Genomic DNA, 21,422 nt, shown 5'->3' with positions numbered 1-21,422 from the left:
ACAGCTACATCCTGTGCGAGGCAAAATGAAACCCTGCGCAGGATGTAGCCTTGATCTATCCTAAAAAATGATTTCTATGCGATTCCTCATTATTGCTTTATGCTTATGTACCTTCCTGTTTTCCTGTCAACAAGCCGGAGAGCACAAGGGATCTCTAAAAGCCGCGAAAGCGTACCAGGAAGAATTGAGTGCTTTTTGGAAAAATGATTCGAGCACGCCCTTACATGCTGAGGAAAAAGCAGAGTTTAAGGGGATTACCTTTTTTCCTTTATCAGAAGCTTATGTGGTCACCGCGACATTTAGCCCTATTGCAGATGGTAAGGTATTACCTATGCCAACCTCTGCCCGGAAAACCAAATATTTTAAGGAATACGGAACCCTTCATTTTACCTTGAAAGATACACCGGTTACCCTAACCGTATACCAGTCCGATCCACCGCATGAAGAAGATAGAGATGGGCTCTTCCTTCCGTTTACCGACCAAACCAGCGGGAAGACTTCTTATGGTGCCGGTAGGTATATCGACCTTTCCACAAAAGATATCCGCCAGTTTCAGGTCACAATAGACTTCAATCAGGCATACAATCCATACTGCGCTTACAGCACGTATTATAACTGCCCCATCCCTCCGGCCAATAACCGGATGCCTGTGGCGGTAAGCGCAGGTGTTAGCTATCAGAATGCGCATTAAACAGATAGTAGCACCGGCTATTTCTGTAAGGCTTCTTTAAAGGCTTTGATACAACGATCTTTTGCTTTGGCATGATCTACAATGGGTTCGGAGTAGGCTTTGGTGCCATATTCCGGAACCCATTTTTTGATGTAAATAAAATCAGGGTCGAATTTTTGTTGTTGTAAGGCGGGATTAAACACCCTGAAATAAGGAGCGGCATCGCAACCACATCCTGCGGCCCATTGCCAATTTCCGTTATTGGCGGCAAGCTCATAGTCCAACAGTTTTGTGGCGAAATAAGCCTCTCCCCAACGCCAGTCAATTAAAAGATCTTTGACCAAAAAGCTAGCCACAAGCATGCGCACGCGGTTATGCATATGCCCGGTGGCATTCAATTCCCGCATACCCGCGTCCACCAGGGGATAGCCCGTTTTTCCAGTACACCATAAATTAAATTCGGTTTCGTTATTGCGCCATACAATATGATCATATTGCGGCTTAAACGATTGGTGTACTACCTTCGGGAAATGCCATAAAATAGTTTGAAAAAATTCCCGCCAGATCAACTCATTCAAAAACGTTTCACTGATGGCTTGTACATGCTGTACCAGTTTACGAATCGAAAGCGTCCCAAACCGCAGGTGAATCCCTAAAAGGGTCGTGCTCTGATCCAGAAAAGGAAAATTGCGGGTCGCTTCGTATGCCTGTATCTGGCTTACGGTAATTTTTGTACCGGGTAAGGTAATTGGTGTTGGCTTAAAACCCATGTCGGCAAGCGGAAAAACCTCCTTGGCTCGCTCCGTACGATACAACTGAGCGCAATACTTTGTAACCGGGTAGGGTTTTAAATAAAAAGGGTTTAGTTTCTTTTTCCAGGCTTTACTGTAGGGGGTAAAGATCGTATAAGGGCTGCCGTCGCTTTTTACAACTTCCGCTTTAGCAAAAACGACCTGATCTTTATATTGCTGAAAGATGATCTTGTTCCGCAGACACCATTCTTTGACCTGTGTGTCTCTTCTTTGGGCATACGGTTCATAATCTTCATTGGTATAAACAGCTTCAATATGATATTCTTGTTGTAGCCGTTCCAATACCGCAAGCGGAGTGTCATAAAATGTTTCAATGCCGCTGTGCCACTGTTTGTATTGTTCCGATAGCGCACAAACCGATTCGTGAATAAACGAAACGCGGGCATCTGTTTTGTCTTCAAGTGCTTCCAGAATATTCCGGTCAAAGATAAAAATGGGCAACACATTTTTATGATGACGTAAAGCGTAGTACAGGCCGGCATTATCCTCTAATCTTAAATCTCTTCTGTGCCAAAAAATGGTAATCGTCTGCATCGGCTGTACTAAATGAAAATAATCGGTTGATAATAGACAGACGAAAATAGGTTACAATTACAATAAAGTAAATTAATTATGTAGTTTTGTTTTTCTGCGCGTGCTACGAAACGGCAGGATTCGTCACAAAATATCAATATGAAAAGAATAGTTTATGCCCTTGGTATGATGGGTTTCTTTGCCGCCTGTAACGGCAATAAGGAAGCGGGTAAATCGACCGGAGACACAGTTGCGTCTGCTTTTGACAACAAAGATTACCATACCCAGAGTAATGCGGATAGTGTGAAAGGAACGCATCTTTTTCTGGACATTGCCGTAGACTTTACGACCAAAACGATTTCCGGATCGGCCTTGTGGGATATCCAAAATCCCTATAAAAAACAGACGATTGTATTTGATACCAAAGACCTGATTATTGACAGCGTCTTGCTTGACGATCAGAGCAAAGCGGCCTTTGTACTGGCCAAAGAAGATTCCGTATTGGGATCGGCTTTATCTGTAAGCATCAAACCCGAGAGTAAATCCGTAAAAATATTCTATAAAACGACGGCCAAAGCCACTGCCTTACAATGGCTAACGCCGGAGCAGACTTTTGGGAAGCAGCAGCCTTTCTTATACACGCAGTCTGAGAGTATACACGCACGCACCTGGATACCGGTACAGGATGGTCCTGGCGTACGCTATACCTACGATGCCAAGGTTTCGGTACCCAAAGGGCTTATGGCTTTAATGAGTGCCACCAACCCGCAGCAAAAATCGGCGGATGGGATGTACACTTTCAGCATGGATAAACCCATTCCGGCTTATCTCATGGCTTTGGCTGTCGGAGATATCAGTTTTAAAGCGATTGATGAGCGGACAGGTGTTTATGCAGAACCTGCGATATTGGCCAAAGCACATAATGAATTTTCCGAGGTAGGTACTATGGTGCATACCGCTGAAAAGCTTTACGGGCCTTATCGCTGGGGGCGATATGATATTTTGGTATTGCCATCGGGCTTCCCGATAGGCGGCATGGAAAATCCAAAACTGACTTTCTGTACCCCCACTATTTTGGCAGGAGACAAATCTCTGGTCAACCTGATTGCACACGAATTAGCGCATAACTGGAGTGGTAATCTGGTGACGAATCAAACCTGGAATGACTTCTGGTTGAATGAAGGCTTTACCATGTATTTTGAGCGCCGCATTACCGAAGCCATGCAAGGAAAATCATATACCGATATGCTCTGGGAGCTGGGTTATCAGGATTTATCCGCAACGGTAGAAAGCCTGAAAGATCAGCAGGAGGATACACATTTAAGGTTGAATCTTAAAGGCCGGAATCCGGATGATGGACTGACCGATATTGCCTACGAAAAAGGCGCGCATCTTTTGAAACTAATAGAACTTACGGTAGGTAGGGCGAAAATGGATACATTCCTGACGAAGTACTTTAATGATAATGCATTCAAGACCATGAACACAAAGGATTTTATCGAGTACCTGAATAAAAATCTTTTGGATCAAAATAAAGACTGGAAAATGAAAGTGAATATCAATGAATGGGTATATGGAGCAGGGATTCCGAAGAGCTGTCCCAGAGCAGATATGGAGCGTTTCTCAAAAGTGGATGAAGTGGCCGCTAAGTTTACCGCGGGTGCAAAAGCTAATAGCCTGCAAGTAAGCAATTGGAGCACCTATGAGTGGATGCACTTCCTTCGGACACTGGTAAATAAAAACACGACTACTGATCAAATGAAGGATCTGGATCAGGCTTTTGCCCTGACGAAAACACAGAACAGCGAAAAAGCAGATTTATGGTATTTGTTAGCGATTAAAACAAAATATACCCCTGCTTATCCTGCTATGCAATCTTTCTTGATGGTAACCGGCAGAGAGAAGTTCTTACAGCCCTTATATAATGAAATGATGAAGACTAAAGAGGGCGCGCAAATGGCTAAAGAGCTGTATGCAAAAGCCCGGCCAAACTATCATCCGCTTACCCAAAAAGTAGTTGATGAGATTGTGCGGTAATTATATTTTGCTCATCGGCGATCTGCATCATACGATCGATAATGGTAGCAGTGGGCATATGAAATGATTTATGATAAACGGTGGATGGCATAGCAATCCACCGTTTTACGTTTTCGGTGAACTGTTCATCAATTTGATCCAGGGTATGTACACCAAGCTGCGCCATCGCTGCAGCATTACAATACTGTTCATATTGTCCGCGAATCGGGATGGCTAAGATTTTTTTGTGGAGAAACATAGCCTCTGCAGGGGTTTCAAAGCCTGCGTTGGTGATGAGCCCTGCAGCATGGATCAGGCTGTTGTTAAAAGCCTTCTTCTCTACAGGGAACAAATGGCAATTACCGATAACAGTTGTTTTTTTTACCTGCCTGGAGAAAATCTGAAAAGTGTGTTCTCTGATTTTTGAGAGATAAGGTAATAGGACCTCATCAGTAAAAGACGGAAGATATACACAGAAATAACCCTTATCGGTTGGCTGTGCCTGCCATATTTCCGATTTGATCACGGGGGGTAAAATATTATCATCGTATGCCTGGAAATGTAAGCCTACCGCTGCTGTTCCCTTCGCATAGTATTTTAAGGTAAGCTCGCCGGCTAAGCTTTTTATTTTGGGCCTTGGGGTTTTGGGAGAACTGAAACTGGCCTGGTGTCCAAAGTGCAAAGAAGGAACTCTTTGTAAAGTACAGGCTAAAGAAGTGATGCTTTCAAAATCATTCAATACCAGGTTATAGGACTGTAAGGGCAATTGTCTTGCATAGGAAAGCATCTGTACGGGGTTTATATTCAGTGCCGTTTTGAGCAGATTAATCTTTCCGTTTTTAGTGTAGAAAAGGCTGATGCCCTTGTTGCGGAAGCGAACGGGAAGCTGTGGGTCAAGACTTGAATTACTGCCGCTTAAAAAGACATCAACCTGTCCATATCTGGAGAGATGTGGTAGTAGCTCCATTGCCCGGCTGATATGCCCGTTTCCGGTGGCCTGAACCGCATATAGTATCCTCATATCGCAGCTTTAGTAGAGTGGATATACTGCAGGATATCAAGTTCAAGGTTTACCTCGTGTTTCTTATACAATTTTTTGCTTTTCGGTTGGTCGGCGAACTCATGCTCGGTATACTGGTATAAATTCCATTGGTTGTGATTGTATTCCAGGGCTGTGAGGTTTTCAATCCAGTCGCCTGAATTCAGGTATACCACTGAACCCTCTTCATTCTCGATAGTTTTGATGATGGGTTGATGTATGTGCCCGCAGATCACATAATCATACTTCTTTTCTATGGCCAGATCAGAGATGGTTTGCTCAAAATTATTGATATAGGTAATGGCTTTTTTTACGCCGTTTTTTACCCTTTTCGAGAAGGATACCTTACCCCTTTTAAGCAGCTTCAAACAAAAGTTTATGGCCCTGTTTAACAAAATCAGCAAATCGTATCCCTTGCCGCCTAAGCGGGCGATAATTTTTGCAGAACCTTTTGTGGTGTTGTCAAATACATCACCATGAAAGATCCACATTTTTTTGCCGTCAATATTCAACAGAAATTTATCGGTCAGCAATATATTGCCGATCTCCATGTCGGAATATCTCCTTAATGTTTCATCGTGGTTGCCGGTAATATACACTACCCGCGTGCCTTCAGATACCTTTTTGAAGATCTCGTTAATCACTTCAAAATGACTTTGGGGGAAGTACCGCTTGCTGAATTGCCAACCATCAATGATATCTCCGTTCAGAATTAAGATCTGTGGATCGATGCTTTTTAAATAATTCAGCAGTTCCGTTGCATGACAACCATAGGTGCCTAAATGTACATCACTGATAACCGCTACAGACAATGACCTCGCCATAATATGAAACAATAGTTTAAGCGAAGTAATTCAAATACTATTACTAAATAGTTAGTATCCTATTACACTTTTATTAAACAATTGTATTCAAATTATTAAGTCGGGGTATCAGGCTTTTGTTTTTTGAAAAAGAAGGGCCAGTTGTGTTTGATCCAGAGCAATCGCGTCACCGGAATTCATTTTGCCGATTTCCATTTGGCCAATGCTATAACGGATTAGCCTTAAAGTAGGGAAGCCCACAGCAGCGGTCATTTTACGTACTTGTCGGTTTTTTCCTTCCGTAAGCGTGAGCGCAATCCAAGCTGTGGGAATGTTTTTTCGAAACCTTATTGGTGGGTTTCTTTCCGGCAAATGTTGGGGTTCAGGAATAAGAGAAGCCTTTGCGGGGCTGGTTTTGTGTATTGCGCCATTAATAGAGATCGATACCCCTTGCGCCAATTGGATTAAGGATTCAGGTGTTGGGGTACCTTCTACCTGCACATAATACGTTCTTTGATGCGCTTGTTTGGGGTCTAATAATTGATGGTTTATTTTTTTATCATTGGTGAGTAAGAGCAGGCCTTCACTATCATAATCTAACCGTCCTACAGGATAAATATTTTTTTCGATGTTCGGAAAAAAATGAGCCAGCGTTTTTTTATCGCCTTCTTCCGAAAATTGAGACAACACCTGAAACGGTTTGTAAAACAAAATGTAGGTGTGTTGCGGCATAGTATAAAAATGTAGAAATCCTGAAAGTGGCTGTAGGACTATGTTTCAGAAAGTGTAGAAAATAAAAAGTCCAGTGTGATGTGCACTGAACTTTTATATAAAATGGGTTAGTAAGAACGAATTCTTGCACAATATTAAAAAGTAATTTTTACGTAGGGAAATTTTTTATAAAAAAATATACACATTTTTCAAAAAATGTGGAAAACGTTGTGTGGTACAGGGCAAAGTAAGTGGTCGTTTTTTCGCTCCGTTTTTTGCTTTTTATCATGTCGTTTTATAATACAGAGTGAATAATTTTTTTGAGGTGCATGTATAACAGAGATAACATGTTATTCTCCTTTTGCAGTGGGTGAGTAGCCATTAAAATAAAAATCAAAATCGGTAAAAAAAGTTTTTGCCAATATAATTTTTTCATTATCTTTGGCTAATATTATCTTAAAATATAAAACTATTTATTATGAAACGTATTTATGCAACAGCGGCGCTTTTGTTCGCTTTATTTTCCGGTTCTTACGCGCAGCAGGTCGATTTGTGGGCTTTGCCAATTATTGATTCTATGGTTGGTGTTCCAGCAACAGGTCAAGGTTTGTCTTTCTACAGTTTGAGAACAGGTACAGCTCCAACCAACGATAGTTTGGCTGCAGGGTGTTTTTATGGTATTGGTGGTAGAGGAGTTGGATTGACTGCCGGAAATCAAATTGCATTTGCGGATCCGACTTCTGACATCTCAAGTGCTGGTTTGTCTTTCTGGGTTACAAGTCCGTTTACACAAGATATCGATACAGGTAACTTAATCACATACGATCGTAGCTTGCTTGCTTCTGATTCTATCTCTAGTTTGTTGAATATTCAAAACTACTTAGCAGATTCTCTTACTTATGCTTCTTTGATGGTTCCTAGAGCTAGCTTGGTTACTGGTCAGGTATATGGTTTCTATGCGCATGTTAGACCTTACCCATTCTCTGGTGCAGATTATTCTGATACAATGCGTGATGACAACTTCCTGTATGTTCCTATCAAATGGAATGTTACTACTGGTATAAAAGATTTGTTGAATCCTCAGTATGCTAGCATGGATGTATATCCTAACCCAGCTGTTCAAAGTGTTGCTTTTGAAATTAAGAAAGAAAAATCAACTAAAATGGTTGTAGCTCGCGTAATGGATATTACTGGTAAAGTAGTTAAAACCGTAAGCTATGGTTCTGCTCCTGCTGGTCTTCAGAAATATAATTTAGATTTGGGTGAATTGGCTACTGGTCAATATTCAATTCAGGTAATTACAGATACTGAGATCTATATGCAGAAATTTGTAAAAAAGTAATTTAGTAAAAATTTACCAGAACAAACACATACGATCAATGGTTTTTGCAAAATTGCCATTGATTGTATGTTCTGGTTAATGTGATATAAGATCCCTTTACTCAATCAAACACTTTTAATTTTTCGTATTTGGAAGATGCTTTATTAAAGTGTCTCTTCATTATGGATACAATTTGTGTATCGTTTATTATTAGCGTATTTAATTATGTACTAAAATAGATTATACACATTTTTTAAATAAAATTTATGATAAAGTCATTTGTTGGATTATTGATTTGTGGTTTGCTGTCAACTTTTTCATATGCCCAGATCGGACAGGGGGGTGTACCTCTTAGTTTGAAGTCAGGGTATAATATTTCCGGCGCCCCGGAAAGAGTCGTCTTAAATAGCGAACAGTTTCAGTCTATACTTGATCAGGGTGAAATAGATGGTAGTGCATCTGGAGAATCTTATCAGGTAGGATGGTGTGTGCCTGCAAATTTGGATATTACTAAAAACGGTTCCTGGACATACTTGGACAACGGAACCAAAATTTGGAGACTCGAAATTGAAGTGCCCGGAGCTAAAGCTTCTTCGGTTTATTATGATAAGTTCTATTTGCCTAAAGGCGTCTCTTTGTATTTAACAAATGAGAATAAGCGCCAGATTTTGGGCGCATTTACAGCTGATAATAATACATCCGATGGTACTTTTTCCAATCAAGCTTTACAAGGAAGTACTGCTTATTTGGAACTTAATATAGAATCTTACGTAAATATAGAAGATATAAAATTAGGCATTTATTTTATAGGTGCTTACAACAGAGGTGTTGATGGCGATGTTCGTGAATTTTCAGAACCTTTGGCGGATATATTTCAAGATCCTCCCTTTGGTATTTCTGCAACCTGTCACAAAAATGCTTTATGTCCAAATGGTGATCCTGCTACAAAGTCCAGAACGGCCGTAGCCAGAATTATTATTGCAAATGGCCCTAATGCTCCTTTAGGTTATTGTTCGGGTTCTTTAATTAACAATACAGGTAATGTTGCCGGTGGAAGTTGTAAACCTTTATTTTTAACGGCGAGCCACTGTGATGATTTAAATGGACATACCGATGCTCATTTTCAATATTGGCAGTTCCGTTTAAATTACCAGAGATCGGCCTGTACCGGAGGTGTTAATCCTACTCCCGCCGTATCTCCTACAATGACTTCAGGTGCTAAATTCCGCTCTCGGAGTAATTATCCCACCTTTGCAAGCGCTCCGGGATCTACTTCTTCCCGTTTAGTGCAAGATTTTTTATTACTGGAGTTAAATGATGCGGTACCTAGTGACTATTATTTAGCTGGGTGGAATAAAAACAGCAACATAGCTACTCCGGCCATGTCAGATTATTATACTGCCTTTTATGGTTTTCACCACCCGGGTGGTGATGTAAAGAAAATGTCGTACACTACTGCTGTGACAGCTTCTGGTACTTTTAACCAAACTACCGTTCCTGCAACGCATTGGTCTGCACCCTTTTCTTTTGGAGGTACTGCCGGTGGTTCATCCGGAAGCGGCTTATTTGATGTTGATGGTTACCTGATTGGAGACTTATCAGGAGGTCCTGATGCGACTTGTGTTAATGACGGAAAAGATTTTGGGACGAATGCTTTGTATTCAAAACTTTCCTACGGTTGGACTAATGATTATGATCAAACTGCATTCCCAACTTATGCAGGTGCGCAAAGCCGTTTGAAGGACTTTTTAGATCCTTTAAATACGGGTTTGAGCAAATTAGGCCCCGCTAAAGCATCTACGTGTGAAGAGATGCCAAGAGTGACCGGAATCAGGAATAATCAATTAGATAAAAATGCGATTAGCATATATCCTTCTCCATCTGTAGATGGTAAAATTACGCTACAATTTAATTTAACGTCTACAGAAGATGTAACATTAAAAATGTATAATTTAGTGGGTGCTGAAGTCAATAGCTATTTTATTCCTAAGATTCAATCGGATAAAAAAGTATTGTATATTGCTGATAACTTACCAAATGGCATTTATATTATGAATGTGCAAACAAGTATCGGGCAATCTAATTTCAAAATTGTATTAAATAGATAAAATTGGGGATTGGCTATCATGCTATGTTATTATAGTTTGATGGTTGTTTTAAGCATACGCTTGTCATTTATAGCAAGCATAAAAATGTAATTTAAAATATATGAGAAAATTATTACTCACATTTGCTACCTTTTCTTTGCTATCAAGTTCTGCAATCTTTGCACAGTCGCAAATAGTAAAAGGTAAAGTAGTAGATTCTAACAATGAAGGTGTTCCTGGTGCTACCGTTAAAGTGAAGGGAACAAATATCACTACCGTTACGGAATTAGATGGAACTTTCTCTATTGAAGTTTCTGATCCTACTTCGGTATTGATTTTTAACAGTCAGGGTGCTGGTGAAAAGAGCATTCAAGCCTCTAAGGTTAATGATAAATCCATAGTAATGGAAGATCAGTCCAAAGAGATTGACGGTGTTAATGTTTACGCTACTAAAATTGATAAAAGAACTTACACAGGATCTTTATCTGAAATTAAAGCAGCTGATATTGAAAAAAGACCTGTTACGAACGTTGCAAATGCCTTATCGGGTGCTGCTCCGGGTGTAATGGTAACTACCGGTAGCGGACAACCTGGTTCTTCTCCGGATATTATGTTGCGTGGTCAAGGTTCTTTGAGTGCGAGTAGTGCGCCCCTGATTGTATTGGATGGTGCTCCTTATTCCGGTTCATTAACCTCAATCAACCCTTTGGATGTTGAGTCCATGACGGTATTGAAAGATGCGACTGCAAAAGCAGTATACGGTTCTCGTGCGGCAAATGGTGTTATCTTGATTACGACTAAGAGAGGTAAATCAGATGGTAAGCCTAGAATCAATTTTGATGCTTCTGTTGGTGCTTTAGCCAGAATGGGTAGAGAATACAAGAGATTAGGAATAAAAGATTATTATGAAACAGCTTGGCAAGGTTTTTACAATGCCCAGCTTGAGTTAGGTGTTGCTCCTGAAGATATCAATTCAGAAGAATTTGTAGAATTCTTGGGAGGTTATAATGCCTATAATGTGCCTAATGCACAGTTGATTGATAAAGCTACTGGGAAAATTAATTCCGGAGCGACTCAATTATACTCAGATGATTGGCAAAAAGAGCTTTCAAGAGTTGGTATACGTCAGAACTATAACATTTCTGTTTCTAATGGTAATGCTGATAATGATTATTATATCTCTATCGGTTATACAAGAGATCAGGGTATTGTAAAAAATTCTGATTATAATCGTGTAACAGCGTTAATCAAAGCGAATTCTAAAATAACAAGCTGGTTAAAAACCGGATTTAAATTGCAAGCTGCAAGAGATAATCAATTGTTCTTTTTAGGTTCGGGTACCGCTTATGTAAACCCGTTCTTTAGTGCCCGTGAAATGGGTTCTATCTATCCTGTATACAGATATGACAAGAATGGTAATAAAATGTTTGAAGCAGATGGTACAACTCCGCTTTATGACTTTGGTAATAATAATGACGGAAATAATCCTGGTGGCGCCCAACAATTGAGACCATTTGGTATCAATACGAACGGTATTGCCGCGCTGTATTATAATAAACCAACAACACTGTCATTTACAGGAACTGGTTTAGGATTTTTAGAAGCAACTATTGCAAAAGATTTGACTGCCCGTACAAACTTTAACGTCGATTTGTACAATGCAGAACAAACGCAATATTATAACTCTGTATATGGAGATGCTGCCAATGTAGGTGGACGTGGTGTTAAAACAAATGCCAACAATTTAAGCTGGACTTTTAACCAATTCCTTACTTACAGACCTTCTACAGGTATTTTTAATCCGGAAACAGGTAAGCATAGCTTAGCGATTACATTCGGACATGAAGCTTATAATTTAACACAAAGATCAAATGAATTAAGAAGAACAGGTTTTGTAACACCAACTTCATATGAATTGGCTGCTGCTGCTGTTGGAGAAGGATCTTCATCTTATTTAGATCAGTTATCTTTAGAAAGCTATTTCAGCCAGTTAGAATACAATTTTAATAAGAAATATTATTTGAGTGCTTCTTTCAGTAGAAATGCATCTTCTAGATTTGCTCCTAATAAAAGATGGGGTAACTTCGGATCTGCAGGTATTGGCTGGATCATGAGCGAAGAAAAATTCTTAAAAGATGTAAGCTGGATCGATTTACTTAAAGTAAGAGGAAGTTGGGGTGTAACTGGTAATGATGCGATCAATAACTTGTATGCATACATGGCTAGATATGCTATAAGCGCGAACAACTTGAACCCAGGTGTACGTTTTGCCAACTTTGCAAGTCCTGATTTAGTTTGGGAAGGTCAAGTGGATATGAGTGTCGGAGTTGATTTCGGATTTAAAAAGAACAGATTTACAGGTAGTCTTGATTTCTACCGTAGAGGATCTAACCAATTATTATTTACGTTCCCATTAGCGGAATCAGTTGGTTCTACCGGATTTTACTATAATGTTGGTGCAACTAAAAATACAGGTATTGAACTTCAGTTAAGTGCTGATGTTGTACGTAGCCAGGATTTCACATGGAACGTAAGATTAAATTTGGCGAACAACAAAAACCAAATTGTTTCTTTACGTGACGGACAAGATACAATTCTTGGTGGCGGTACGATTTTAGCAGTAGGAAAAGCAATCAATACTTGGTTTATGCCTGAATATGCTGGTGTAAATAAAGATGGTGTTTCAACTTGGTACAAACAAGATGGTTCCATTACTACAGATTACAGAAGTTTGACTAACCAAGATTATAAAATGTTTGGTTCTTCTTTCAGACCTCTTGAGGGTTCTATTACCTCTACATGGATGTACAAAAACCTTGATTTAACTGTTTTACTTCAATTTGGTCTTGGCGGTAAGTTTTATGATCAGACTTATGCAGGTTTAATGAGCGGTGGCCCAGATAGAATTGGTAATGCTATTCACGCAGATATGTTGAATTCTTGGAAACAAGCAGGAGATGAAAACAATCCTGATGTTGTTCCTAAGTTTACCTACGGAGCTGGTGGTGGTACCTATAGTGCTGCATTATCAAGCAGATTCTTAGTATCTAATAGCTTCCTGAATATCAAAAACATTAATGTTGGTTATAGATTCAATCCTAAAGTTTTAAAAAGAGCTGGCTTTACAAATGCGAGAATTTATGCAGCTTCTGATAACATTTTCCAAAGAGCGGCAAGAATTGGTATAGATCCAAATACTTCTTTCTTTGGTGTATCAAGCTATAATTATTTTCCATACAGAACATTTGTTTTAGGTGTAAATCTGGGATTGTAAACTATTCTTAAAAATTAATTCATGAAAATTTATAAAATATTATCTTTAGTAGGTTTGGTAGGTACCGTACTTACGACAACTGTTTCTTGTAAGAAGGACTTCTTAAATAATTCCCCGACTAGTCAGATTCCTACCGAAGAGGTATTTAAGACGACTCAGGGGGCGAGAGCAGCTATTAACGGGATTCACTCTATCATGTTTGAATCTACAGATCACAATGCTTTTGGTTATCCTTCTATTGCTTTAATGTCTGACCTTATGGGTGGAGATATGGGCATGAACAGACAAGGTAGTGGTTGGTTTGTAACCGCTTATTGGTATCGCGATGTGAATCCACAAGGTACTGGTAACTATATGTGGGGCTTTTATTATGACATTATTAATAATGCCAATCATATTATCCAAAATATCGCAGGTGCGAAAGGTACACAAGCAGACCGCGACGAGATCAAAGCGCAGGCTTTATCTTATCGTGCATGGGCTTATTTCCAATTGGTGAATTACTATCAGTTGTCTTATAAAAGTACTTCTCTTGCTGTAGCGGGTACAACAAGATTTGCTGTAATTGCACCGGCAACGCCATCAACTGCACTTGGGGTGCCTTTGTATACTGAGCCTACAAAAATAGCTAAGCCTAGAGCGACGCTTCAAGAGGTATATAACCAAATTATCGGAGACTTGGATACAGCGTTGCTCTTGTTCACTTCTTCTGGAAATACCAGAAAGGATAAAACACAGATCGATATTCAAGTTGCAAAGGGTATTTATGCACGTGTAGCCTTAACAATGCAAAATTTCACTAAAGCGGCAACAATGGCTAGAGAAGCAAGGGGTGGTTATCCTTTGATGTCTAAGACTGAGCTCACTGGTGGATTTAATAGAATTTACACTTCTGAATGGATTTGGGGTTCTGTAATCAATGCAGAACAAAGTGGTATTTATGCTTCCTTTATCTCTCAAATGGATAATACATTAAATGGTTCTTATGCTTCTCAGCAAACAAGAACAATGAGTGTTGCTTTCTTTGATAGCACTAATGCTGCTAATGATCCTAACTGTATTAAGAGATATGCAGTTGATGACTACAGAAGAGGTTGGGCTACAAAAGACTCTATTCTTCGTGTAGGACGTTGGAGACCTTTCTACGCACAGAAAAAATTTGTAACACAAACAGCGAATACTTTTATTGCAGATTTCCCAATGATGCGTGCATCAGAAATGTACTTGATCGAAGCAGAAGCTTTAGCACAGCAAGGGTCGGTTCCGCAGGCAAATACAGTTTTGGCTGAATTCGGTGTCACTCGTCAGCCGAGTTATGTGGCTACTTTTGCGACCAAAAATGCAGTTGTTCAAGAGGTTTGGAGACAAAGAAGACTTGAATTATGGGGTGAAGGTTTTGCCTTTACAGATGCCAAAAGAAATATGGCCACTGCAAATACAGGTGTAACTCCTGTTGGAGGCGTATACTATGGCTTTGGTAGATTTATTCAAATCGTTGAAAAAACTCAGGTTGCCCCGGCATCTGCTGATTTAATTTTCAAAATTCCTAATTCTGAGTTAAACCAAAATCAAGGTTGTATTCAAAACCCACTTTAAGAATAGTTTATTGATTCTTATAAAAAAACCGACTGAAATTTTCAGTCGGTTTTTTTATATTTGCAATAGTTTAAAACGAAAAATTATGAGTTTAGAAGCCAAAGTAATGGACGAGTTGAAAATGGCCATGCGCGCTAAAGACGATGTAGCTTTAAGAACCTTAAGAGCCATAAAAGCCGCCATCCTTGTAGAGCAAACGGCAACAGGTGCAAAAGCAGCCTTAGATGAAGCTGATGAGCTGAAATTATTAACGAAAATGGCCAAACAACGTAAGGATTCTTTAGAAATTTTTACCCAGCAGGGAAGAGCTGATCTGGCACGGAAAGAAGAAGAAGAAATTGTAATCATCAATAAATTCTTACCGGCTCAGTTAAGCGCGGAAGAACTGGAAGCTGCGATAAAAGATATTATTGCCCAGGTGGGCGCCAGCTCTGCCGCTGACTTAGGTAAAGTAATGGGCGTAGCATCTAAACAATTTGCGGGTAAAGCAGACGGAAAAGCGGTATCGGAAACCGTAAAGCGATTATTGAATTAAGGGCATAAAAGCGTGGAAAAGATTCAGGCTATAGTATAGTTTGAATCTTTTTTGTATTTAGCATCCTGCAGTCCGCCAGAGCTGAATTATTTATTTTTAAAATCCTATGCACACATGCCTATAGACTTTATCTACCTCATCATTTTGGCTTGGTTCACGATGAAAGGGTACCGCAAAGGAATCGTACACGCATTATTCTCTTTCGTGGCCGTGATCATTGCAATGATGGGAGCACTGAAGCTTTCACAAAAAGTATCCAGCTATTTGTTTAATGCAAAATCAGATATCAATCCATGGATTCCCATGTTGTCTTATATCATCGTTTTTGTGGCGATTGTATTCCTGGTGAACATGATCTCCAGATCTATCGATAAAGGGCTTAAAACGATCAAATTAGGCTGGGCAAACCGTATTGCAGGTGCAGTATTGTACGGACTGCTGGTGACTTTTGTTTGGAGTTCCGTTTTATGGCTGGCTGATAAAGTAAACCTGATGAATCCCGAAACAAAGGCACATTCGAAAACATACGCCCTTATTGAGCCGGTTGCGCCCAAAGGATTTGCGATTATTGGAGCGGTGTTGCCCTTCGTGAAGGATAGCTATACGGAGTTGGAGCACCTTTTCGATAATGTAAACAATCGATTACCCTAGACTTATGTGGCTTCTGATAGACAATTACGATTCGTTTACCCACATCCTATGCGATTACCTCTTGCAGCTGGGGCAACCGGTGACCGTCATCAAGAACGATGCGTATACACTGGAGCAGATCATTGAGATGCGTCCGCAAAGGATTATCATCTCTCCCGGCCCCAAAACGCCTGATGATGCGGGTATTACCATGGCAGTGATTCATCATTTTCATGATAAAATGCCTATACTGGGCATTTGTCTGGGACATCAGGCATTAGCACAATATTTTGGGGCGAAAATCATCAAAGCCGCCTATCCAATGCATGGCAAGACAAGTGCGGTATACCATAAGCAGGAATATATTTTTCAGGATTTACCCAATCCCCTGATTGCCATGCGGTATCATTCTTTGGTTGTTGAGGATATTGACCCAAATGTATTGACCGTTCTGGCAAAGAGCGAAGAGGGGCTTATTATGGCCTTAAAACACAAGGAATACCCTTGCGTCGGGGTGCAGTTTCATCCGGAATCGGTATTGACACCACAAGGCATGGATCTCTTACGCAACTGGGCAAATAATATATAAAGCCGCTACAATTGCTTAAATTTGCCAATCTTATAAAAATAATAGTGAAGTAGACATATATGAGCGAAACGCAAAATAATTACGACGAGAGCAGTATCAGGTCCCTCGATTGGAAAGAGCACATCCGCCTGCGGCCCGGGATGTATATCGGGAAGCTGGGAGATGGCAGCAGTATGGATGATGGTATTTATATACTGGTAAAAGAGGTCGTAGACAACTGTATTGATGAATACACCATGGGCTTCGGAAAGCAGGTGAATATTACCATCCAGGACGGCGTCGTTACCGTGCGCGATTATGGCCGGGGTATTCCTCTGGGCAAGGTGGTTGATGTAGTGAGTAAGATCAATACAGGCGCTAAATATGATAGCAAAGCCTTCCAGAAGTCAGTAGGATTGAACGGGGTCGGTACCAAAGCGGTGAATGCCCTGAGTTCTTCGTTTACCGTAACCGCTTATCGTGAAGGTAAATGCAAAACTGCCGTTTTTTCTAAAGGGGAGTTGATCAGTGAAAGCAAAGAAGAAAAAACAACAGAAGAAAATGGTACAGAGGTCACTTTTACACCCGATAATACGGTGTTTAAGAACTACCACTTTATCATGGACTATGTACAAAACCAGATTTGGAACTATTGTTACCTGAATGCGGGCCTTGCGCTTTATTTAAATGGTAAAAAATATATATCCAAAAACGGTTTATTAGACCTGTTACAAAACAAGACCAATGAAGATGATCTTCGTTATCCCATCATTCATTTAAAAGGAGAGGATATAGAAGTGGCGATATCGCATACCGGAAGCTATGGAGAAGATATTTATTCCTTTGTAAACGGACAACATACGACTCAGGGCGGTACACACCAACAAGCCTTCCGGGAAGCCTATGTAAAAACAATAAGGGATTTCTTTAAAAAGGATTATGATGCTTCCGACATCAGGCAAACAATCTGTGCTGCCATTGCGGTAAAAGTGCAGGAGCCTGTATTTGAAAGCCAGACAAAAACGAAGTTAGGCTCGCTGACCGTCTCTCCAGACGGGCCTTCTATGAAGAGTTTTATATTGGATTTTCTGTCTAAATCCTTAGATGATTTTTTACATAAGAACGCCGGTATTGCCGATGCTTTGAAGAAGCGGATCGAACAAAGTGAGCGGGAACGCAAAGAGCTTTCGGGCATTAGGAAGATTGCCAATGAGCGCGCCAAAAAAGCAAACCTGCATAATAAAAAACTTAGGGATTGCCGTATTCACCTGAATATGGAAGTGCCTACAAAAAACAAGGAAACCTTTCAGGAAAAACAATTGGGTTCCACCATTTTTATTACAGAAGGAGACTCGGCAAGCGGATCCATTACCAAAAGTAGGGAAGTGGAAACACAAGCAGTATTCAGCCTTAGAGGTAAGCCCTTAAACAGTTTCGGGCTCACCAAAAAAGTAGTGTATGAAAACGAAGAGTTTAATTTACTACAACATGCCTTAAATATTGAAGAAGGCCTGGAAGGGCTGCGGTATAACAATATCGTTATTGCAACCGATGCCGATGTGGATGGTATGCACATCCGATTACTGATCATGACATTCTTCCTGCAGTTCTTTCCTGATCTGGTGCGTAACGGACATGTGTATATTTTAGAAACACCGCTTTTCCGCGTACGCAATAAGAAAGAAACGATTTACTGTTATTCTGAAGAAGAAAAACTAAAAGCCGTTGATAAATTAGGGAACAAACCGGAAATCACCCGATTTAAAGGATTAGGAGAGATCTCTCCCGATGAGTTTGGCCAGTTTATCGGAGATGGTATGCGTAAAGACCCGGTATTAATTTCTAAAGATGCACCAATACAAAAACTATTGGAATATTATATGGGTAACAACACCCCGCAACGCCAAAAATTTATTATTGACAACCTGGTTGTAGAGAAAGAAGTAATTAAGGAAGAACCCGAAGCCGTCGCGGTAGTGGAGGCAGGTTAATAACCTGCTCCGTTTAAATATAAATAGCAAATCCAGCTTCGATCGAAGCTGGATTTGCTATTTATACTGTACTATTATTAATTTTTGAAGAACCGCACTGCTTGTGCATTTTGATCAGAAAGGTTAATCAGATACAATCCGCTGTTTAAATCGGACAGGTTAAGGCAGAGGCCTGTGCTGCCCTTGGCCACAGGATAAGTTTTAATCACTTTGCCGGTCACATCCGTAACTACTAAAGTCGTATGCTTATCTGCTATTTTATATAGAGAAATATTCAGATTATCTGCAACCGGGTTAGGATATATACTGAATAACGATTGTTTTGCAAGTTCCCATATCCCTGTCGGTGCACTGTTGGTAAAGGTAAGTTGTACTGCAATATCAGAAACAGGAATTCCATAGCCAATATCATTTATCAATACAGCCGTGCCATTTGTGCCGATGGTATATAATTTATCGTTCATCGAAGAACCGGTATTGGCACATAAATAGCCCTTATTAGACATCGATACCGAGTCGTAGAAATAATCAATATCGTTGGTTAAATCGGCCAGGTTAAAAGGCAGTATATTGGCTGCTAAAGTATTTAAGACTCCTTGATTGGGTGGTACTATCTGTACAAAATTCTGAAGAGAATCATCAATACCATATAAAGCCGTTGTGGTGGTGCCTTTGTAACTATTCGTGTACGCTACCGAACCGATATAAGGATTCTTACCATTATTGACATCCGAAGCGGAATAAGCAAGACTTGTATCCGTTGCAGCCACTGCACCGGTAATAGGATTTAATCGGTAATTAGAATCATTAGTAGACACTACTCTGATCCGGTCGACGGTCGGATTAAAATCAAAACTTATTTTTTCTCCTACACCTAGTCTTATCGTTCCTGCAGTAGCATTGATGGCCGTGGCCGCTCCTGTTGTCGTATTGATATTGTAAACCTGGTATTCCTGCGTGGTACTATTATACCCTAAAGCATATAAACCTAAGTTCAAAGGCCTTACATCCATACCCACAATTACCTGACCCGTAGTCACACCGCTAATCGGGAGCAACTCCCTAATCAGTTCCGGGTTGCCGGTGCTGAATTTAATCAGGTTTCTATTGGTAGTTGTAAGCCCATATACCAATTGGCCGGTATAGTTTTGCGGCACAGTCCGGTTGATCTCAACGGCAATTTCTTTTACATTTAAACCGCTGCCGATTAGTCCGAGTGCAGTTGTTGCACCGGTTGCAAGGTTGATGGTATATAGGTTGTCATTGTCACTCGTACCCGTGTTGGCGTTCAGGTAGGCCACATTGGTTTTAAGTACCGGATCAAAATAAATATCCATGCCGATACTGGGATTGGCCAGATTAACCGTAATACCCGTACTGCCGATGGTATTTAAGGTACCATTATTTGGTGGGACCTGTGTCACAATAATATTTAGATTTTGATCGTAGTCAAATAAGGTTGTGGCTTCACTGCCAATATAACTATTAAGATAAGCACAGGCACCGATTTTAGCTAGGGCTGCATTATTTACATCTCCCGTTGCATAGGCGAGGTTGCCGTCACTGGCGGCGATAGCACCCGTTACAGGATGCAAACGGTAATTCTTTCCGTTGGCACCCATTACCCTGATCCGGTCCACAGTGGGGTTGAAATCAACACTGACACTTCCGGTACCCAAATCTAAGTCAATAGCGGCAGCGCCAATAGGGGTAGCAACAGCGGTTGATTTATTGATCACATAAAGCCGGGCATTTCCAGAGGTAATGGTGGCATTATAACCCAGAGCATAGAGCTCACCGGTATTAGGCCGGTAGTCAATACCAACAAGCTTCTGACCCGGTGTAAGTCCGCTAACGCTTATCGGCGTAGTGATCGTGCCGGGAGCGCTTGCTTGCGTGATTTGGAATATTTTATCATCTGCGGTTAAGCCGATAATTGTCTGCGCATATAAAGATTTGCAAGTCAGCGCAATCGTGAGGAGTAAAAATAGTTTCTTCATAATTTTAACGTTTCCTATATCTACGCTAAAACAGAATGAATAGTTCTTGCAAATCTTAACTGATCGTTAATTTTAACATTTATGTTAATAAATATTCCTTTCCGGGACGAAATTGACTGTATATGGTTACTAGGAAAACGTGTTAAGAGGCTCCTTCTTTGTCATCAAACATGAGGGGCGCGATCATTTAATCAAACCCATAAAGATGGCTTTCTTAATCAATCCTGCAATGTTTTTGACTTCCAGTTTCTGCATTAAACCCAAACGGTAGTTTTCAACCGTACGGGTGCTGAGGTGTATTTTTTGAGCAATTTCAGGGCTGCTGTATTCTGCGGCGATCAGTTGTAAAATCTGCACTTCCCGCTCGGAAAGCTCCGTGTTAAAACCCATGCCGGTCTTATGTTGTAGGGTACTTTGCACCAGGATGTCTTTGATATCTTTGGATAAGTAAATCTCACCTTGGTATACCGCGTGGATCGCCTGCAGAATTTCCTCCTGCCCGGTCGTTTTCAGTACATAACCTTTGGCACCCGCCTTCATCAGGTTGCGCACCATGAGCGCACTGTCGATACTGGTTAGGATAATTACGCTTAATTGAGGGTATTGCTTGCTCACCACTTCCAGGATTGCAGCACCCGACATGTCGGCCATCTGCAGATCCAGGAGCAATACATCGGGAACATTGGCTTTTATAGCCACCATAAGGGCATTAAAATGAGCATACAGCCCGGTAACCTCTATCCCGGCATCCGACTCCAGCATGGCGTTAATGCCGCTTCTTACCAAAGGATGGTCATCAATAATGGCTACTTGTATCTTCATTGTGAATTGGGGGCTAGCGTAAAATTACACATTA

Annotated in this window: 16 protein-coding genes; 10 read left to right on the top strand and 6 right to left on the bottom strand. The window is 40.6% G+C overall.

From position 1 onward, the window contains the following. Nucleotides 1-76 precede the first annotated feature (76 nt). Nucleotides 77-691 carry a DUF1684 domain-containing protein gene (locus tag DBR32_RS10955; protein ID WP_158605963.1) on the top strand — a complete coding sequence of 205 codons (615 nt, stop codon included), beginning with the start codon at nt 77-79 and terminating at the stop codon, nt 689-691. 17 nt (nt 692-708) lie between these two features. On the opposite strand, the gene DBR32_RS10950 is transcribed toward DBR32_RS10955, so the two are convergent. Further along, nucleotides 709-2,016: a deoxyribodipyrimidine photo-lyase gene (locus DBR32_RS10950; protein WP_124636379.1), complete on the bottom strand. Its 1,308-nt coding sequence runs from the start codon at nt 2,014-2,016 to the stop codon at nt 709-711. 138 nt (nt 2,017-2,154) lie between these two features. On the opposite strand from DBR32_RS10950, the gene DBR32_RS10945 reads away from it, so the two are divergent. Next, complete coding sequence (locus DBR32_RS10945; protein ID WP_124636378.1) at nt 2,155-4,032, top strand: M1 family metallopeptidase; 1,878 nt, start codon at nt 2,155-2,157, stop codon at nt 4,030-4,032. On the opposite strand, the gene DBR32_RS10940 is transcribed toward DBR32_RS10945, so the two are convergent. From DBR32_RS10940 to DBR32_RS10930, 3 genes are all read right to left on the bottom strand, one after another. Further along, complete coding sequence (locus DBR32_RS10940; RefSeq protein ID WP_124636377.1) at nt 3,998-5,032, bottom strand: glycosyltransferase family protein; 1,035 nt, start codon at nt 5,030-5,032, stop codon at nt 3,998-4,000. The two genes, DBR32_RS10945 and DBR32_RS10940, sit on opposite strands and share 35 nt — an antisense overlap. Then, nucleotides 5,029-5,874 (bottom strand): UDP-2,3-diacylglucosamine diphosphatase, encoded by an 846-nt coding sequence (locus DBR32_RS10935; RefSeq protein ID WP_124636376.1) that lies wholly within the window; start codon nt 5,872-5,874, stop codon nt 5,029-5,031. Before DBR32_RS10935 ends, DBR32_RS10940 begins: the two co-directional genes overlap by 4 nt. Nucleotides 5,875-5,982: 108 nt before the next feature. Next, nucleotides 5,983-6,585 carry a pseudouridine synthase gene (locus DBR32_RS10930; protein ID WP_124636375.1) on the bottom strand — a complete coding sequence of 201 codons (603 nt, stop codon included), beginning with the start codon at nt 6,583-6,585 and terminating at the stop codon, nt 5,983-5,985. 457 nt (nt 6,586-7,042) lie between these two features. Here DBR32_RS10930 and DBR32_RS10925 point away from each other — a divergent pair, with 457 nt between their 5' ends. The 8 genes from DBR32_RS10925 (at nt 7,043) to DBR32_RS10890 (ending at nt 18,566) form a co-directional block, all read left to right on the top strand. Next, nucleotides 7,043-7,906, top strand: a complete 864-nt coding sequence (locus DBR32_RS10925) for a T9SS type A sorting domain-containing protein (protein WP_124636374.1) — start codon at nt 7,043-7,045, stop codon at nt 7,904-7,906. Nucleotides 7,907-8,151: 245 nt separating this feature from the next. After that, nucleotides 8,152-9,993, top strand: coding sequence for a T9SS type A sorting domain-containing protein (locus DBR32_RS10920; RefSeq protein WP_124636373.1), 1,842 nt, complete (start codon nt 8,152-8,154; stop codon nt 9,991-9,993). A 100-nt stretch (nt 9,994-10,093) separates the two neighbouring features. Further along, on the top strand, nt 10,094-13,246 hold the full coding sequence (locus DBR32_RS10915; RefSeq protein ID WP_124636372.1) for a SusC/RagA family TonB-linked outer membrane protein: 3,153 nt from the start codon (nt 10,094-10,096) through the stop codon (nt 13,244-13,246). A gap of 21 nt (nt 13,247-13,267) precedes the next feature. Then, a complete protein-coding gene (locus tag DBR32_RS10910) occupies nt 13,268-14,842 on the top strand; it encodes a RagB/SusD family nutrient uptake outer membrane protein (protein WP_124636371.1) in 1,575 nt (524 codons plus the stop codon). Nucleotides 14,843-14,927: 85 nt separating this feature from the next. Then, the gene (locus DBR32_RS10905; protein WP_124636370.1) at nt 14,928-15,377 is read left to right on the top strand and encodes a GatB/YqeY domain-containing protein; all 450 of its coding nucleotides are present in this window, start codon (nt 14,928-14,930) and stop codon (nt 15,375-15,377) included. A gap of 114 nt (nt 15,378-15,491) precedes the next feature. After that, nucleotides 15,492-16,028, top strand: coding sequence for a CvpA family protein (locus tag DBR32_RS10900; protein WP_124636369.1), 537 nt, complete (start codon nt 15,492-15,494; stop codon nt 16,026-16,028). Nucleotides 16,029-16,032: 4 nt separating this feature from the next. Beyond that, nucleotides 16,033-16,596: an aminodeoxychorismate/anthranilate synthase component II gene (locus DBR32_RS10895; protein WP_124636368.1), complete on the top strand. Its 564-nt coding sequence runs from the start codon at nt 16,033-16,035 to the stop codon at nt 16,594-16,596. 59 nt (nt 16,597-16,655) lie between these two features. Beyond that, on the top strand, nt 16,656-18,566 hold the full coding sequence (locus tag DBR32_RS10890; RefSeq protein WP_124636367.1) for a DNA topoisomerase IV subunit B: 1,911 nt from the start codon (nt 16,656-16,658) through the stop codon (nt 18,564-18,566). Between the two features lie 77 nt (nt 18,567-18,643). Here DBR32_RS10890 and DBR32_RS10885 read toward each other — a convergent pair whose 3' ends face one another. Next, the gene (locus tag DBR32_RS10885; RefSeq protein WP_124636366.1) at nt 18,644-20,566 is read right to left on the bottom strand and encodes a DUF4394 domain-containing protein; all 1,923 of its coding nucleotides are present in this window, start codon (nt 20,564-20,566) and stop codon (nt 18,644-18,646) included. Between the two features lie 183 nt (nt 20,567-20,749). Then, nucleotides 20,750-21,388: a response regulator transcription factor gene (locus DBR32_RS10880; RefSeq protein ID WP_124636365.1), complete on the bottom strand. Its 639-nt coding sequence runs from the start codon at nt 21,386-21,388 to the stop codon at nt 20,750-20,752. Nucleotides 21,389-21,422 lie beyond the last annotated feature (34 nt).

This window comes from Taibaiella sp. KBW10, assembly GCF_003852495.1.
In the GTDB taxonomy this organism is placed as follows: Bacteria; Bacteroidota; Bacteroidia; order Chitinophagales; family Chitinophagaceae; genus Edaphocola.
Note: the sequence above shows the minus strand (reverse complement) of the source record. Positions and strands in the feature narration are given on the sequence as shown.

Excerpts from the sequence above, each read along its gene's own strand:
- DBR32_RS10895 (WP_124636368.1), top strand. The coding sequence starts at position 16,033 with ATGTGGCTTCTGATAGACAATTACGATTCGTTTACCCACATCCTATGC.
- DBR32_RS10915 (WP_124636372.1), top strand. The coding sequence starts at position 10,094 with ATGAGAAAATTATTACTCACATTTGCTACCTTTTCTTTGCTATCAAGT.
- DBR32_RS10955 (WP_158605963.1), top strand. The coding sequence starts at position 77 with ATGCGATTCCTCATTATTGCTTTATGCTTATGTACCTTCCTGTTTTCC.
- DBR32_RS10935 (WP_124636376.1), bottom strand. The coding sequence starts at position 5,874 with ATGGCGAGGTCATTGTCTGTAGCGGTTATCAGTGATGTACATTTAGGC.
- DBR32_RS10890 (WP_124636367.1), top strand. The coding sequence starts at position 16,656 with ATGAGCGAAACGCAAAATAATTACGACGAGAGCAGTATCAGGTCCCTC.
- DBR32_RS10885 (WP_124636366.1), bottom strand. The coding sequence starts at position 20,566 with ATGAAGAAACTATTTTTACTCCTCACGATTGCGCTGACTTGCAAATCT.
- DBR32_RS10880 (WP_124636365.1), bottom strand. The coding sequence starts at position 21,388 with ATGAAGATACAAGTAGCCATTATTGATGACCATCCTTTGGTAAGAAGC.
- DBR32_RS10950 (WP_124636379.1), bottom strand. The coding sequence starts at position 2,016 with ATGCAGACGATTACCATTTTTTGGCACAGAAGAGATTTAAGATTAGAG.
- DBR32_RS10930 (WP_124636375.1), bottom strand. The coding sequence starts at position 6,585 with ATGCCGCAACACACCTACATTTTGTTTTACAAACCGTTTCAGGTGTTG.
- DBR32_RS10940 (WP_124636377.1), bottom strand. The coding sequence starts at position 5,032 with ATGAGGATACTATATGCGGTTCAGGCCACCGGAAACGGGCATATCAGC.
- DBR32_RS10945 (WP_124636378.1), top strand. The coding sequence starts at position 2,155 with ATGAAAAGAATAGTTTATGCCCTTGGTATGATGGGTTTCTTTGCCGCC.
- DBR32_RS10900 (WP_124636369.1), top strand. The coding sequence starts at position 15,492 with ATGCCTATAGACTTTATCTACCTCATCATTTTGGCTTGGTTCACGATG.
- DBR32_RS10925 (WP_124636374.1), top strand. The coding sequence starts at position 7,043 with ATGAAACGTATTTATGCAACAGCGGCGCTTTTGTTCGCTTTATTTTCC.
- DBR32_RS10920 (WP_124636373.1), top strand. The coding sequence starts at position 8,152 with ATGATAAAGTCATTTGTTGGATTATTGATTTGTGGTTTGCTGTCAACT.
- DBR32_RS10910 (WP_124636371.1), top strand. The coding sequence starts at position 13,268 with ATGAAAATTTATAAAATATTATCTTTAGTAGGTTTGGTAGGTACCGTA.
- DBR32_RS10905 (WP_124636370.1), top strand. The coding sequence starts at position 14,928 with ATGAGTTTAGAAGCCAAAGTAATGGACGAGTTGAAAATGGCCATGCGC.